The sequence below is a fragment of the Pseudomonas sp. OF001 genome (assembly GCF_904426495.1).
Classification (GTDB): domain Bacteria; phylum Pseudomonadota; class Gammaproteobacteria; order Pseudomonadales; family Pseudomonadaceae; genus Geopseudomonas.
Window position 1 is genome coordinate 134,488 of record NZ_CAJGBM010000012.1, and the last position, 15,258, is coordinate 149,745.

Here is a 15,258-nt window from a genome sequence, read left to right on the forward strand (position 1 = left end):
GACGCGCTGCGCAGGGGATTCCCACGCGATTCGCCGCCCTGCGCGTTATACTGCGCTCTTTTGCAGGAGAGCCCCGTGCCCGCTATCGATATCCGCTGGATCCTGGATGATGCGACCCTCGCCGACCGTTGCCGGGAGTGGCGCACGCGGCCCTTCGTGACGCTGGATACCGAGTTCATGCGGGTGGACACCTTCTACCCGATCGCCGCGCTCGTGCAGGTGGGCGATGGCGAGGCCGCCTGGCTGATCGACCCGCTGCGCATCACCGACTGGACATCCTTCGCCGCGCTGCTCGAGGATCCCGCGGTGGTCAAGGTGCTGCATTCGTGCAGCGAGGACCTCGAGGTGTTCCAGCGCCTGACCGGCAGCCAGCCGCAGCCGCTGTTCGACACCCAGATCGCCGCCGGCTACCTGAACATCGGCTTCTCGATGGGCTACTCGCGGCTGGTCAAGGAGCTGCTCGGCCTCGAGCTGCCCAAGGATGAAACCCGCTCCGACTGGCTGCAGCGCCCGCTCAGCGAGATGCAGGTGCGCTACGCCGCCGAGGACGTGCAGCATCTGTGCGAGGTCTATCGCGAGCTGGAGCGCCGACTGCCCGCCGACAAGCGTGCCTGGCTGCTCGAGGACGGCGCCGAACTGATCGCCGGCCAGCGCGAGGTGCACGATCCGCAGGAGGCCTGGCGCGAGGTCAAGCTGGCCTGGCGCCTGAACGGCCAGCAGCTGGCCGTGCTGCGAGCCCTCTGCGCCTGGCGCGAGGAGCAGGCGCGCCAGCGCGACCAGCCGCGCAACCGCATCCTGCGCGAGCGTTCGCTGTGGCCGCTGGCGCGCACCCAGCCGCGCGACCTGGTGACCCTGGCGCGCATCGAGGACATGCATCCGCGCACCGTGCGCCAGGACGGCGAGACCATCCTGCGCCTGATCGCCGAGGCGGCCGCGCAGCCGGCCGAGCAGTGGCCGGCGCAGTTGCCTGAGCCGCTGCCGCTGGAGGTATCGCCGCTGCTGAAGAAGCTGCGCGCGGTCGGTCAGCGCGAGGCCGAGCGCCTGCAGATCGTCCCCGAACTGATGCTGCGCAAGAAGGTGCTCGAGGCCCTGCTCAAGACCGGCTACCCGTCCGGTCCCTATTCGCTGCCCGATTCCCTGCGTGGCTGGCGCCGGGCCCTGATGGGCCAGGCGCTGCTCGATACCCTGTCCTGAGATCGCCGATGAAACGTATCTGCTCCATCTACAAGAGTCCGCGCAAGCGCGAGATGTACCTGTATGTCGACAAGCGCGAGGCGCTGGCCCGGGTGCCCGAGGCGCTGCTCAGCGCGTTCGGCGCTCCGCAGCACGTGTTCGACATGCTGCTCACCGCCGAGCGCAAGCTGGCCCGCGAGGATGCGGCCAAGGTGCTGGAAAACATCGAGCGGCAGGGCTACCACCTGCAGATGCCGCCGCCGGAGGAGGAGTACATCGAGCACCTCCCGGAAGAGCTGCTGCGCCGCAACGACCCGGTCTGAACCCGGTTTTCCGCCGGTCGCGCCGCCGCTTGGCCGGCGACCGGCGTGCGGCTAGACTGCCGCCCCCCGCACGGAGTCCCGCCATGGCCGCCAAGACCGAATCCTTCTGGAAACTCAAGACCCTCGCCCAGCTCGACCGTGACGAGTGGGAATCGCTGTGCGACGGCTGCGGCCTGTGCTGCCTGCAGAAGCTCGAGGACGAGGACGACGGCAGCGTCTACTACACCCGCATCGCCTGCAAGCTGCTCGACCTCGATACCTGCCGCTGCAGCGACTATGCCGAGCGCAAGCGTTTCGTACCCGACTGCATCCAGCTCACTCCCGAGCAGGCCGACCAGTTCCGCTGGCTGCCGCCCACCTGCGCCTACCGGCTGGTGGCCGAGGGCAAGGACCTGCTGCCCTGGCATCATCTGGTCTGCGGCGACCCGCAGGCGGTGCACGACGCGCGCATCTCCCAGGCCGGACGCATGCTCAGCGAAACGAGCGTCGCCGAGGACGACTGGGAGGAGCACCTGATTTTTCGCGCCGGCTGAACCTGTCGGGGCCGGTGGCATCCAATCCCGCAGCAAAGGAGAACCTGCCATGTTTCAACGCTTCAAGCTGCCCTTGGCTGCACTGCTGCTGGGATTGTCCGCGTCGCTGCCGGCGGCGCAGCGCATCGACGTCGATTACCGGGTGCGCTTCCTGCCGGACAGCGATCAGGCCGAGGTCACCGTCACCCTGGAGCGCGGCGAGGCGCTCAGGTACCTCGACTTCAGCCTGGGCGATCAGGGCTACTACAGCGATTTCCAGGCCCAGGGCGAATGGCAGCAGACCGGCCCCGAGCGTGGCATCTGGCGCCCGCAGGAGGGCAGGGCCCAGCTCAGCTACCGGGTGAAGATCAGCCATCCGCGTGACAACGGCCGCTTCGACGCGCGCATGACCCCGGACTGGGCGCTGCTGCGCGGCGACGATCTGGTTCCGTCGGCGAAGATCGACGTGGAGTCCGGCGTCGAGCTGGTCAGCCGCCTGCAGTTCGAGCTGCCCGAGGGCTGGCGGAGCGTCGAGACCGGCTGGCCGCGCATCGGCAAGAATCGCTTCCGCATCGACAACCCGGCGCGCCTGTTCGACCGCCCCACCGGCTGGATTCTCGCCGGCAAGCTCGGCAGCCGCCGCGCCGTCCTCGGCAAGACCGACGTCACCGTGGCGGCACCGGTGGGCGAGGGCGTGCGGCGCATGGACATCCTCACCCTGCTGACCTTCGTCTGGCCTCATGCCCAGGCGGTTTTCCCGCGCGAGCCGGACAAGCTGCTGATCGTCGGCGCCGGCGATCCGATGTGGCGCGGCGGTCTGTCCGCGCCCAACTCGCTGTACATGCACCGCGACCGCCCGCTGGTCAGCGAGAACGGCACCAGCTCGCTGGTGCACGAGCTGGCCCACGTGTTCAGTCGCATCAGCGACACCGACCGCAGCGACTGGATCACCGAGGGCGTCGCCGAGTACTACGCCATCGAGCTGATGCGTCGCGCCGGCGGGCTGAGCGAGGACCGCTACCAGAAGATCCGCGAGCAGCTGACCCGCTGGAGCCGCAAGGTGAGCTCTCTGCGCGGCGAGCGGGCCAGTGGACCGGTGACGGCGCGGGCGGTGCTGCTGCTGCAGGATCTCGACGCCGAGATCCGCAAGGCCAGCGGCGGCCAGCGTTCGCTGGACGACGTGACCCGCGGGCTGATGCGCCTGGACAAGGCCAGCACCGAGGACTTCGTGCAGATCAGCGAGAGCGTGCTGGGCGGCCCGTCGAAGGTGCTGGACACCCGCCTGTTGCGCTGACCGCGCACTTCCCCCGCTTGTTGTTTTCTCCAGGACAGGCTCCGCGCGCAGGCGCGGGGCCTGTTTGTCTTGGCTGCCGGAAAGCCTGTGCGATTCATTGAACGCCTTGCGGCATGTTGTGCCTCCCGATTGTGCAGAATGCTGATCGGGAGCACTGAAATGCTGCACGACGTGTCACCGCTGGTAACGCCGTGTGTGCTTCGGTAGCTATCGATAATGCACTGATCATCAAGAAATTTTCCCGGACGATGGCGCGGATGGGGTCTGCGCCGCGGTTTTCTGGGTGTAGCGGTTTTCTTTACAGTCGTGTTCGAAAAGTTGGAATGCTTCGTGCATTTATTTTTACGCTCAAGAACAACAGAGCCTGCTTATGGAGGTAGGAAATACGATGAGCGTTGATAACCGCACCACCAGCTTTGCCCGCGTGCTCGGGCGCAAGGAAGTCCTGGCCCTGTCGTTCGGCGCGATGATCGGCTGGGGCTGGATCGTGCTGACCGGCAGCTGGATCCAGTCCGCCGGCAGCCTCGGCTCGATCCTCGCCTTCCTCCTCGGCGGTCTGGCCATCGTGCTGATCGGCCTGACCTACGCCGAACTCGCCGCAGCCATGCCGCAATCGGGCGGCGAGCACGTCTACAGCTACCGTGCCCTCGGCCACTTCGCTTCCTTCGTGTGTACCTGGGCCATCGTGCTGGGCTACGTCTCGGTGGTGGCCTTCGAGGCGGTGGCCCTGCCCACCGTGCTCGACAACCTGATTCCCGGCTATCAGGTCGGCTACCTGTGGACGGTGGCGGGCTGGGACGTGATGGCCTCCTGGGTGGCGGTCGGCATGCTCGGCTCGATCATAATGACCGCGGTCAACTACTTCGGCGTGCAGACCGCCTCGCTGATCCAGAAGGTGGTGACGGTGCTGATCCTCGCCGTCGGTGTGATGTTCATCACCGGCGCGCTGTTCGAGGGTGAAACCGGCAACATGGACCCGCTGCTGGTCGGTGGCAGCGCCGGGGTGCTCACCGTGCTGATGATGGTGCCGTTCATGTTCGTCGGCTTCGACGTGATCCCCCAAGCGGCCGAGGAGGTCAACCTGCCGCCGCGCGAGATCGGCAAGATGCTGATCTTCTCGGTGCTGATGGCCGTGGCCTTCTATGCGCTGATCATCCTTGGCGTCAGCCTGGCGATCCCGGCCGGCGCCATCAGTGCCGACGTGCTGACCGTGCCGCAGGCGATGGGGACCATTTATGGTGCGCCCTGGGCCGCCAAGCTGATGATCCTGGCCGGTGTCGCCGGCATCGTCACCAGCTGGAACGCCTTCTACATCGGCGGCAGCCGGGCGATCTACGCGCTGGCCCATGCCGGCATGCTGCCGGCCTTCCTGGCCAAGCTGCATCCGCGCTACAAGACCCCGACCAACGCCATCCTGCTGATCGGCATGCTCAGCACCGCCGCGCCGCTGCTGGGGCGCAAGGCGCTGGTGTGGTTCGTCGACGCCGGCAGCCTGGCCATCGTCATCGCCTACCTGTTCGTCGCCCTGTCGTTCGTGGTGCTGCGCGTGCGCGAGCCGCACATGCCGCGCCCGTTCAAGGTGCGTGGCGGCATGCTGGTCGGCGTGGTGGCCGTGCTGCTGAGCATCGCCATGGCGGCCATGTACATGCCGTTCAGCCCGTCGGCGCTGGTGCCGGTGGAGTGGGCGCTGTTCGTCGCCTGGATGAGCATCGGCCTGGCCCTGTATGTCTACTCGCGCCGCCGCTACGGCGTGCACCACAGCGCGCAGGTGATGGCGCGCGAGCTGTCCTGATCGACAGCCGCATGCAGGAAGGGGCGCCTCGGCGCCCCTTCCTGCATTTGCCCGGTCAGCCCAGCTTCAGCACCTTGAGCAGGAAGGCGTACTCCAGCGCCGCGTCGCGCAGCGCCTGGTAGCGGCCGCTCATGCCGCCGTGGCCGGCGTCGAACTCGGTCTTGAGCAGCAGCAGGCGGTCGTCGGTCTTGCTCGCCCGCAGCCTGGCCACCCACTTGGCTGCTTCCCAGTACTGCACGCGGCTGTCGTGGTAGCCGGCCACGGCGAGGAGCGCCGGATAGGCCTGGGCGGTGACGTTCTCGTAGGGGGCGTAGGCCCGGATGCGCTGGTAGACCTCGGGCTCGTTCGGGTCGCCCCACTCGTCGTATTCGGTCACCGTCAGCGGCAGTTCGGGGTTCTGCATGGTGTTGAGGATGTCGACGAAGGGCACCTCGGCGATGGCCGCGGCGAACAGCTCCGGGCGCTGGTTGAGCACCGCACCGATCAGCAGGCCGCCGGCGCTGCCGCCGCTGATCGCCAACTGTCCTGGCGTGGTATAGCCGTCGGCGATCAGTCGCTCGGCGCAGGCGATGAAGTCGCCGAAGGTGTTCTGCTTGTGCGCGAGCTTGCCGGCCTGGTACCAGGCCTCGCCCAGCTCGCCGCCGCCGCGCACATGGGCGATGGCGAACAGGAAGCCGCGCTCCAGCAGGGACAGCCGCGCGTGGGAGAACCAGGGGTCGAGGCTCTCGCCGTAGGCGCCGTAGCCGTACAGGTACAGCGGCGCCGGGCGCCGGCCTTCGAGCACCTCGCGGCGACCGACCAGGCTGACCGGTACCCGAGTGCCGTCAGCGGCGGTGGCCCAGATGCGCCGGCTCTCGTAGGCGTCGGCGTCGAACGGGCCTTCCACCGGGGTCTGCTTGAGCACTGTCTGCGCGCCGGTGGCCAGCTCCAGCTGGCGGATCTGCGCCGGGCGGTTGAGCGCCTCGTAGCGCAGGCGGATCACCGGGCTGTCGAACTCCAGGTGGTCGTAGACGTGCAGGCTGTAGGCGGCGTCCGGCAGCTGCACCCGGTAGGGCGCACCGCCGCGCGGCAGCACCTCGATCACCGGCAGGCCGTTGTCGCGCAGGCCGAGGGTGAGGGCGCCGGCGTTCAGGCTGACCTCCTCGAGCATCAGTTCGGCTCGGTGGGGGACCAGCTCCTGCCAGTGTTCGCGGGTCGGCGCGGACTCCGTGGCGCGGTACAGGGCGAAGTTGATGCCCGCCTGGTTGCTGCGGATCACCCAGCTCCACTGGCCGTCGACCTGGCCGTGGTCGGGGTAGTACTCGTGGCCTTCCTCGCGCGGGGCAAGGCACTGGAAGGTGCCGTCCGGCCGCTCGGCATCCAGCACCCAGGCCTCGCTGGTGGTCTTGCTGGCCAGCAGCAGGATCAGCTGGCGCTCGGAGCTGGAACGGTGACAGCCGAGGAAGAAGCGCCCGTCGCGCTCCTCGAACACCAGTTCGGCGCCGTCCTCGCCCAGGCGGTGGCGGTACAGCTTGTGCGGCCGGTGGGTGTCGTCCAGCTCGCCGAAGAACAGCGTGCGGCTGTCGTTGGCCCAGGTCATGCTGCCGTCGCAGTCGTCGAAGGGCAGGGCGGTGATGTCGCCGCTGGCCAGCTCCTTGACGAAAAGCTCATAGACCTCGTCGCCCTGGGTGTCCAGGCTGTAGGCCAGGCGGCAGTGGTCGGGGCTGATGCTGAAGGCGCCGATGGCCAGGTAGCCGTCGCCGGCCAGTGCGTTGGGGTCGAGCAGCAGCTGCTCGGCGCTTTCGTCGACGACCAGCGAGCCGTCGGCCGGGAGCGGGCAGCGGTAGTGGCGCGGATACTCCTCGCCGGCGGTGGTGCGCTGGTAGTACAGCCAGGGGCCCCAGGGCGTCGGCAGCGACAGGTCGGTCTCGCGGATGCGCGCGCGGATCTCCTCGAACAGCTGTTCGCGCAGCTCGGTGGTATCGGCCAGCTGCTCCTCCAGCCAGGCGTTCTCGGCGTGCAGGTAGGCAAGCACTTCGGCGTCGTCGCGCTGCTCCAGCCAGGCGTAGGGATCGGCGCCGTCCTGGCGGCGGGCGATGGGCGGGGTGGTGGACATCGGCTACTCCAGCCGCGTCTGGCGCGCGGCTCCGGGGAAAAGCCGCTATCATAAGCGCCCTGATTCCGCCGCTGCCATGCACCGATGACCGAACAAGACTATCTCCTCGCCTGGGCCGTGTACGGCGTCGCCGCGCTGGCCGCGCTGGCGGTTGGCTTCCGCATGACCGGCTGGATGTGGCGCGCCCTGCGCGAGCCGCTGCGGGTGATCATGGCGGTGCTGCTGTTCACCCCGACCCTGGTCGACCCGCTGCGCGACCTGTATGCGCCCGCCATCGCTATCAGCGCGCTGGACCTGCTGTTCGATACCGGCAGCAATGTCTGGCGCGCGGTCACCGACCTGGCCACCTTCGGCATGGCCGCCTTCGTCCTGTACTTCGTGTTCGTCGCCATCCGCTGGCCGCTGCAGCGCCGCCGGCGGGCGCGCCAGGCCGCCGCCGAGGCGGCACGCGAGCCGACCCTCGCCGAGGTACTGGCGCAGCAGGGCGGCGGCGAGCGTCGCGAACCCAGGTTGTAAGGGCCGCATTGCCAGGGAGAGTCGATCATGTGCGAACTGCTGGGCATGAGCGCCAACGTGCCGACCGACATCGTCTTCAGCTTCACCGGGCTGATGCAGCGCGGCGGGCGCACCGGGCCGCACCGCGACGGCTGGGGCATCGCCTTCTACGAGGGCCGCGGCCTGCGCCTGTTCCAGGACCCGCAGGCGAGCAGCGAGTCGGAGGTGGCGCGGCTGGTGCAGCGCTACCCGATCAAGAGCGAGGTCGTGATCGGCCACATCCGCCAGGCCAATGTCGGCAAGGTCAGTCTGGCCAACACCCATCCGTTCGTGCGCGAACTGTGGGGGCGCAACTGGTGCTTCGCCCACAACGGTCAACTGGCCGGACTCGTGCCACTGACCGACTTCTACCGGCCGGTGGGCGATACCGACAGCGAGGCGGCCTTCTGCGATCTGCTCAATCGGGTGCGTGGTGCTTTTCCCGAGCCCGTGGAAGTGGAGCAGTTGCTGCCGATCCTGGTCGAGGCCTGTGCCGGCTATCGCCGCCTCGGCGTATTCAACACCCTGCTCAGCGATGGCGACTGGCTGTTCAGCTTCTGCTCCACCAAGCTGGCGCACATCACCCGCCGCGCGCCCTTCGGCCCGGCGCAGCTCAAGGATGCCGACGTGGCGGTGGACTTCCAGGCGGAAACCTCGCCCGATGACGTGGTCACGGTGATCGCCACCGAGCCGCTGACGGCCAACGAGAACTGGGGACGCTACCAGTCCGGGCAGTGGAAGCTGTGGCGCCGCGGCGAACTGCTGGCGAGCGGCCAGGTCGAAAGCTGAGCGAATCGCAGGCACAAAAAAACCCGGCTCGAGAGCCGGGTTTTTCACATCTGGATCAGCGGATCAGCCGATGACCTGGATGTTGGAAGCTTGCTTGCCCTTCGGGCCGGTGGTCACGTCGAAGGACACTTTCTGGTTCTCGGCCAGGGTCTTGAAGCCCTGAGCGCGGATTTCGGAGAAGTGGGCGAACAGATCGTCACCACCGTCGTCCGGCTTGATGAAACCGAAACCTTTGGTGTCGTTGAACCACTTAACAGTGCCAGTTGCCATTTCGTGCAATTCCTAGGTGTTGATTTGTTGCTGGACCGGAGTCCCTGGGTGTGGAATCAAGATGTCGAGAATGACGGACTGACGTACTGATTCAGTGCGTTTACAGCTGACGTATTCCGCCTTGACCAACGACTTCACTTTGCCCGTTCCCGTCCGGCATGGCAAACACTTTTTTGTCCGGCCGCGACAAATCGCGGCCGGCTGCTCGTGACGCCTTACTGCTGCAGCTCCTGCTCGCCGAACAGGCCGTCGAACAGCATGGTCGACAGGTAGCGCTCGCCGGAGTCGGGGAGAATCACCACGATGGTCTTGCCCTGCATGGCGGGCTCCTGGGCGATGCGCACCGCGGCGGCCATGGCCGCGCCGCAGGAGATGCCGCAGAGGATGCCTTCCTCGCGCATCAGGCGCAGGGCCATGGCCTTGGCCTCGTCGTCGCCGACCTGCTCGACGCGATCGACCAGCGACAGGTCGAGATTCTTCGGCACGAAGCCGGCGCCGATGCCCTGGATCTTGTGCGGTGCGGGCTTGACCTCGGCGCCTGCCAGGGTCTGGCTGATCACCGGCGAGCCGGTCGGCTCCACGGCCACCGAGAGGATCGGCTTGCCCATGGTGTTCTTGATGTAGCGCGACACCCCGGTGATGGTGCCGCCGGTGCCGACGCCGGCCACCAGCACGTCGATGGCGCCGTCGGTGTCGTTCCAGATTTCCGGGCCGGTGGTCTGCTCATGGATCGCCGGGTTGGCCGGGTTCTCGAACTGCTGCAGCAGCAGGTACTGGGCCGGATCGGAGCTGGCGATCTCGCTGGCCTTGTCGATGGCGCCCTTCATGCCCTTGGCCGGCTCGGTCAGCACCAGTTCGGCGCCGAGTGCCTTGAGCACCTTGCGCCGCTCCAGGCTCATCGAGGCCGGCATGGTCAGGATCAGCCGGTAGCCCTTGGCGGCGGCGACGAAGGCCAGGCCGATGCCGGTGTTGCCCGAGGTCGGCTCGACGATGGCCATCCCCGGCTTGAGCCGGCCGCTCTGCTCGGCCTCCCAGATCATGCTGGCGCCGATCCGGCACTTCACCGAGTAGCCCGGGTTGCGGCCCTCGTTCTTGGCCAGGATGGTCACGCCCTGCGGGCCGAGACGGTTGATGCGGATCAGCGGCGTATTGCCGATGGCTTGGGCGTTGTCTGCGTAGATGCGGCTCATGTCGGGCCTTCTCCTCCGATGGAAAGCTGAACCGCAACAGCCTATGCCGTCGCCGAGGAGGCGTCCAGCGGCGCCAGGCGCACGCCTGCACCAGTCCTGGGCACTGCGGCGTTCACAGGCCGCTTTCCCTCGCGCTATAGTCGGGAATTGGCCGCCGCAGGGCCGGCCGCGCATCTCACGAGAGACATTTCCGATGAAGTTCGAAGGCACCGCTTCCTACGTCGCCACCGACGACCTCAAGCTGGCGGTCAACGCCGCCATCACCCTGCAGCGCCCGCTGCTGGTCAAGGGCGAGCCGGGCACCGGCAAGACCCTGCTCGCCGAGCAGCTGGCCGAGGCGCTGGGCACCCGGCTGATCACCTGGCACATCAAGTCGACCACCAAGGCCCACCAGGGACTCTACGAGTACGACGCGGTGAGCCGCCTGCGCGATTCGCAGCTGGGCGTGGACAAGGTCCACGACGTGCGCAACTACATCAGGAAGGGCAAGCTGTGGGAGGCCTTCGAAGCCGGCGAGCGGGTGGTGCTGCTGATCGACGAGATCGACAAGGCCGACATCGAGTTCCCCAACGACCTGCTGCAGGAACTCGATCGCATGGAGTTCTTCGTCTACGAGACCGGCGAGACGATCCGGGCGACGCAGCGGCCGATCATCATCATCACCTCCAACAACGAGAAGGAGCTGCCGGACGCCTTCCTGCGCCGCTGCTTCTTCCACTACATCGCCTTCCCCGACCGCGCCACCCTGCAGAAGATCGTCGACGTGCACTTCCCCGGCATCCGCCAGGAGCTGGTGCAGGAGGCGCTGGAGATCTTCTTCGACATCCGCAAGGTGCCGGGGCTGAAGAAGAAGCCGTCGACCTCGGAACTGGTCGACTGGCTCAAGCTGCTGATGGCCGACCAGATCGGCGAGGCGGTGCTGCGCGAGCGCGATCCGACCAAGGCCATCCCGCCGCTGGCCGGTGCGCTGGTGAAGAACGAACAGGACGTGATGCTGCTCGAGCGCCTGGCGTTCATGAGCCGCCGTGCCGGGCGGTAGTGTGGAAAGCCCGCAACGCGGTTTTTCACCGGTGGGCAACGCTGCGCGGCTGCCCACCCTACGGTTTTCTCCGGGGGCATAGAAATGCTGCTCAACCTGTTCAACGAGCTGCGCGCGGCGAAGGTGCCGGTATCGCTGCGCGAGCTGCTCGACCTGCTCGAGGCGCTGCAGCGCCAGGTGGTGTTCGCCGATCTGGACGCCTTCTACTTCCTGGCGCGTACCACCCTGGTGAAGGACGAGCGGCATTTCGACAAGTTCGACCGCGCCTTCGCCGCCTACTTCCAGGGCCTCGCCGACCTCGACGCGGCGCTGCAGGCGCTGATCCCCGAGGACTGGCTGCGCAAGGAGTTCGAGCGTTTCCTGAGTCCGGAGGACAGGGCGCAGCTGAAGAGCCTGGGCGGCCTCGATGCGCTGCTCGAGGCGTTCAAGCAGCGCCTGGCCGAGCAGAAGGAGCGCCACGCCGGCGGCAACAAGTGGATCGGCACCGGCGGCACCAGCCCGTTCGGCTCGGGCGGGTATCACCCCGAGGGCATCCGCATCGGCGACGCCGGCGAGCGCCAGGGGCGGGCGGCCAAGGTCTGGGAGCAGCGCCAGTACCGCAACCTGGACGACCAGGCCGAACTCGGCTCGCGCAACCTGCAGCTGGCCCTGCGCCGTCTGCGCCGCTTCGCCCGCGAGGGCGCGGCCGAGGAGTTCGATCTCGACGGCACCATCGAGCACACCGCGCGCGATGCCGGTCTGCTCAACATCCGCATGCGCCCCGAGCGGCGCAATGCGGTGAAGCTCCTGCTGCTGCTCGACATCGGCGGCTCGATGGACGCCTACGTCAAGGTGTGCGAGGAGCTGTTCTCCGCCTGCCGCAGCGAGTTCAAGCACCTCGAGCACTTCTATTTCCACAACTTCGTCTACGAGTCGGTGTGGAAGGACAACCAGCGCCGCCACGGCGAGCGCATCGCCACCCACGACCTGCTGCACAAGTACGGCCCGGACTACAAGGTGGTGTTCGTCGGCGACGCTTCCATGGGCCCCTACGAGATCACCCATGCCGGCGGCAGCGTCGAGCACTGGAACGAGGAACCGGGTTTCGTGTGGATGCAGCGCTTCATGGAAACCTACAAGAAGCTCATCTGGATCAACCCCTACCCGCAGGATGCCTGGAAGTACAGCACTTCCACGGCGCTGGTCCGCGAGCTGGTGCAGGAGCGCATGTACCCGCTCACCCCGGCCGGGCTGGAGGAGGGCATGCACTTTCTGGCCGCCAACTGAATGCAGGCAATGGCCTGGATTCCGCTCAGACCGGGTCCGCGCACGTCGCCGCGGGCCGTTTCGTTTTTTCGGGAGTGAAGAGATGTCGGATACGCGACAGGGGCTGGATGGCCTGGCCATCCAGTTGATGGTGGTGCTGTGCTGCATCTGGGGACTGCAGCAGGTGGCGATCAAGCTGGCCGCGCCGGACATGGCGCCGGTGCTGCAGATCGGCCTGCGTTCCCTGGTGGCCGCCGTGCTGGTGTCCCTGCTCATGCTCGCCAGGCGCCAGCCCCTCGCCCTCGGCGACGGCACCCTGGGCCCCGGTCTGCTGGCCGGGATGCTGTTCGCCCTGGAGTTCCTGTTCGTCGCCGAGGGACTGCGCTTCACCAGCGCCTCGCACATGGTGGTGCTGCTGTACACCGCGCCCATCTTCGCCGCCCTCGGCCTGCATCTCACCCTGCCCAGCGAGCGGCTGCGTCGCCTGCAGTGGCTGGGCATCGGCCTGGCCTTCGCCGGCATCGTGATCGCCTTCGGCGCCGGCGCCCTGCAGCAGGGCATCTCCCGCGGGATGCTGCTGGGCGACGCCCTGGGGCTGCTGGCCGGACTGTTCTGGGGGCTGACCACGGTGGTGGTGCGCTGCACCAGCCTGGCGCGGGCAGCGCCGGCCAAGACCCTGCTCTACCAACTGCTCTGCGCGGCCCTGCTGCTGATCCCGCTGGCCTGGCTCGCTGGCCATGTGGACGGCGCGCGTTTCACCCCGGTGGTGTGGGGCAGCCTGCTGTACCAGAGCGTGCTGGTGTCCTTCGTCGCCTTCCTCACCTGGTTCTGGCTGCTGCGCCGCTACCTGGCCTCGCGCCTGGGGGTGTTCTCCTTCATGACCCCGCTGTTCGGCGTGCTGTTCGGTGTCTGGCTGCTCGACGAGGGCATCGACGCCTTCTTCGTCGGCGGCGGAGTGCTGGTGCTGCTGGGGATCAGCATGGTCAGCGCCGACGGCTGGTGGCGCCGCGTGCTGGGCCGCGAGCCGGCGCGCCAGCCGCTGGGCTGAGCGCGGCGGGGCGTGCGACAATGCGCGCATGTCCCGAGACCGATGCCCCCGCTGCCTGCGGCCGCAGAGCCATTGCCTGTGCCCGCTGATCCCCCATCTCGACAACCGTACCCGGGTGCTGATCCTGCAGCACCCGGACGAGGTGCGCCATGCGCTGAACACCGCGCGGCTGGCCGCCTTCGGCCTGAGCAATGCCGAGCTGCGCGTCGGCGAGCGCTTTGCCGAACTGGAGAGCGAACTGGCCGGCGCCGAGGCCTGGCTGCTGTTTCCCGGCGAGGGCGCGCGCTGCGTCGACGGGCTGGATACGGCGGCGGGTGCCGGGGAGCGGCTGCTGATCGTGCCGGACGGCACCTGGCGCAAGGCGCGGCGCATCCTGCACTGCAATCCCTGGCTGGCGGCGCTGCCGCGGTTGAGCCTGCCGGACGGCCTGGTCAGCCGCTACCGGTTGCGCAAGGCGCCGGGGCCGGGCGCGCTGTCCACCGTCGAGGCCATCGTGCACTGCCTGAACGCGCTGGAAGGGGCGGGGCGCTTCGACGCCCTGCTGCGCCCGTTCGAGGCGCTGATCGATGCGCAGATCGCCGCCATGGGCGAGGACACCTACCGGCGCAACCACCTGCGCGAGTGACGGGCGTCAGCGTTCGCGCAGCGCCTCGGCGCGCGCCTTGAGCACCGGCTTGAGCAGGTAGTCGAGCACGCTCTTCTGCCCGGTGATGATGTCGACGTTGGCGACCATGCCGGGGATGATCAGCAACGGTTTTTCGGCGCTGCCCAGGTGGCTTCTCTCGGTGCGCAACTGGATGGGGTAGAAGCTGTTGCCGTCCTCGTCGGCGATGGTGTCGGCGCCGATCATCTCCAGGCGGGCCTTGAGGCCGCCGTAGATGGTGTAGTCATAGGCGGTGAACTTGACCATCGCCTCCTGCCCCGGATGGAGGAAGGCCACGTCCTGCGGGCGGATGCGCGCCTCGATCAGCAGGCTGTCCTCCAGCGGCACGATTTCCAGCAGGTCGCTGCCCGGCTGCACCACGCCGCCGATGGTGTTGACCTTGAGCTGCTTGACGATGCCGTGCACCGGCGACACCACCCCGGTGCGGTTGACCCGGTCCTCGATGGCGGCGCTGCTGGCGGTGATCTTGCTCAGCTCGGTACGCGCCTCGTTGAGTTCCTTGAGCGCCGCGGTGCGGAATTTCAGCTGCGCGTCGGCGATCTTGCCCTCGACCTCCTTGGCCGCGGCCTCGGCGCGCGGGATGGCCAGGTTGGTGGCCTCCAGCGCGCCGCGGATCTCCACCGCACTGCGGCGCAGGCGCAGGATCTCGACCTGGGAGATGGCGCCGCTCTTGACCAGCGGCTCGGACATCTGCAGCTCGCTCTGGATCAGCCCCAGGCTGGCGCGGTACTGCTGCGCCTTGGCGCGGAACTCGGCCAGCTCCTGGGTCTTCTGCCGCAACTGCTCGTTGAGGATGGTCACCTCGCTGGCCAGCCCCTGCTGACGCGAGCGGAACAGCGCCAGCTCGTCGGCGGCCAGACCGGGCGCGCCCTCGGCGATTTCCGCCGGCAGCTGCAGCTCGCGGCCCTCGGCCTCGGCGCCGAGGCGTTCGACGCGGGCGAGCAGAGCCAGACGGTCGGCCTCGGTCTCGCCCATGTTGGAGACGAAGCGGGTGTCGTCCAGGCGCAGCAGGCGATCGCCCTTGTCCACCACCTGACCTTCGCGCACGAAGATCTCGGCGACTATGCCGCCCTCCAGGTTCTGGATGGTCTGCACCTTGCTGGAGGGGATCGCCTTGCCCTCGCCGGTGGTGACCTCGTCGAGCACGGCGAAGTGCGCCCAGACCAGGGCCGCCAGCAGCAGGCCGCCGATCAGCCACACGGTCAGGCGGGTCAGGGCGCTGGCGTCTTCGCTCAGGGCGCCCTGGACTTCGGGCATGAAGGCCGGTTCGGCCATCCGCGACAGGTGCAT

General features: G+C 68.0%; 15 protein-coding genes. 11 read left to right on the forward strand and 4 right to left on the reverse strand.

Features of this window, described 5'->3' with window-relative positions:
• The first annotated feature begins 75 nt into the window (after positions 1 to 75).
• The 5 genes from rnd to RA210_RS08870 all read left to right on the forward strand — a co-directional run bounded on the left by rnd (position 76) and on the right by RA210_RS08870 (position 5,094).
• On the forward strand, positions 76 to 1,194 hold the full coding sequence (gene rnd, locus RA210_RS08850) for a ribonuclease D (RefSeq protein ID WP_136488489.1): 1,119 nt from the start codon (positions 76 to 78) through the stop codon (positions 1,192 to 1,194).
• Between the two features lie 8 nt (positions 1,195 to 1,202).
• Complete coding sequence (locus RA210_RS08855) at positions 1,203 to 1,496, forward strand: YcgL domain-containing protein (protein ID WP_136488488.1); 294 nt, start codon at positions 1,203 to 1,205, stop codon at positions 1,494 to 1,496.
• Between the two features lie 83 nt (positions 1,497 to 1,579).
• Positions 1,580 to 2,029, forward strand: a complete 450-nt coding sequence (locus RA210_RS08860; RefSeq protein ID WP_136488487.1) for a YcgN family cysteine cluster protein — start codon at positions 1,580 to 1,582, stop codon at positions 2,027 to 2,029.
• A 49-nt stretch (positions 2,030 to 2,078) separates the two neighbouring features.
• Positions 2,079 to 3,302, forward strand: coding sequence for a hypothetical protein (locus RA210_RS08865; RefSeq protein WP_201486147.1), 1,224 nt, complete (start codon positions 2,079 to 2,081; stop codon positions 3,300 to 3,302).
• Positions 3,303 to 3,690: 388 nt separating this feature from the next.
• Complete coding sequence (locus RA210_RS08870) at positions 3,691 to 5,094, forward strand: APC family permease (RefSeq protein ID WP_201486148.1); 1,404 nt, start codon at positions 3,691 to 3,693, stop codon at positions 5,092 to 5,094.
• A 55-nt stretch (positions 5,095 to 5,149) separates the two neighbouring features.
• Here the strand turns inward: RA210_RS08870 and RA210_RS08875 are convergent, their stop codons facing one another.
• Positions 5,150 to 7,189 (reverse strand): S9 family peptidase, encoded by a 2,040-nt coding sequence (locus RA210_RS08875; RefSeq protein WP_201486149.1) that lies wholly within the window; start codon positions 7,187 to 7,189, stop codon positions 5,150 to 5,152.
• Between the two features lie 84 nt (positions 7,190 to 7,273).
• Here RA210_RS08875 and RA210_RS08880 point away from each other — a divergent pair, with 84 nt between their 5' ends.
• Positions 7,274 to 7,705 (forward strand): MFS transporter, encoded by a 432-nt coding sequence (locus RA210_RS08880; protein WP_136488483.1) that lies wholly within the window; start codon positions 7,274 to 7,276, stop codon positions 7,703 to 7,705.
• A 27-nt stretch (positions 7,706 to 7,732) separates the two neighbouring features.
• On the forward strand, positions 7,733 to 8,512 hold the full coding sequence (locus RA210_RS08885; RefSeq protein ID WP_136488482.1) for a class II glutamine amidotransferase: 780 nt from the start codon (positions 7,733 to 7,735) through the stop codon (positions 8,510 to 8,512).
• A 63-nt stretch (positions 8,513 to 8,575) separates the two neighbouring features.
• Here RA210_RS08885 and RA210_RS08890 read toward each other — a convergent pair whose 3' ends face one another.
• Both RA210_RS08890 and cysK read right to left on the reverse strand, forming a co-directional pair.
• Positions 8,576 to 8,782, reverse strand: a complete 207-nt coding sequence (locus RA210_RS08890; protein ID WP_136488481.1) for a cold-shock protein — start codon at positions 8,780 to 8,782, stop codon at positions 8,576 to 8,578.
• Between the two features lie 215 nt (positions 8,783 to 8,997).
• Positions 8,998 to 9,972, reverse strand: coding sequence for a cysteine synthase A (cysK, locus tag RA210_RS08895; RefSeq protein ID WP_201486150.1), 975 nt, complete (start codon positions 9,970 to 9,972; stop codon positions 8,998 to 9,000).
• A gap of 193 nt (positions 9,973 to 10,165) precedes the next feature.
• On the opposite strand from cysK, the gene RA210_RS08900 reads away from it, so the two are divergent.
• From RA210_RS08900 to RA210_RS08915, 4 genes are all read left to right on the forward strand, one after another.
• A complete protein-coding gene (locus tag RA210_RS08900) occupies positions 10,166 to 11,011 on the forward strand; it encodes an AAA family ATPase (protein ID WP_136488479.1) in 846 nt (281 codons plus the stop codon).
• An 84-nt stretch (positions 11,012 to 11,095) separates the two neighbouring features.
• Complete coding sequence (locus tag RA210_RS08905; RefSeq protein WP_201486151.1) at positions 11,096 to 12,277, forward strand: vWA domain-containing protein; 1,182 nt, start codon at positions 11,096 to 11,098, stop codon at positions 12,275 to 12,277.
• 82 nt (positions 12,278 to 12,359) lie between these two features.
• Positions 12,360 to 13,304, forward strand: a complete 945-nt coding sequence (locus tag RA210_RS08910) for a DMT family transporter (RefSeq protein ID WP_136488477.1) — start codon at positions 12,360 to 12,362, stop codon at positions 13,302 to 13,304.
• 28 nt (positions 13,305 to 13,332) lie between these two features.
• Positions 13,333 to 13,929, forward strand: a complete 597-nt coding sequence (locus tag RA210_RS08915; protein ID WP_201486152.1) for a tRNA-uridine aminocarboxypropyltransferase — start codon at positions 13,333 to 13,335, stop codon at positions 13,927 to 13,929.
• A gap of 6 nt (positions 13,930 to 13,935) precedes the next feature.
• On the opposite strand, the gene RA210_RS08920 is transcribed toward RA210_RS08915, so the two are convergent.
• Complete coding sequence (locus tag RA210_RS08920; protein ID WP_236574686.1) at positions 13,936 to 15,258, reverse strand: HlyD family type I secretion periplasmic adaptor subunit; 1,323 nt, start codon at positions 15,256 to 15,258, stop codon at positions 13,936 to 13,938.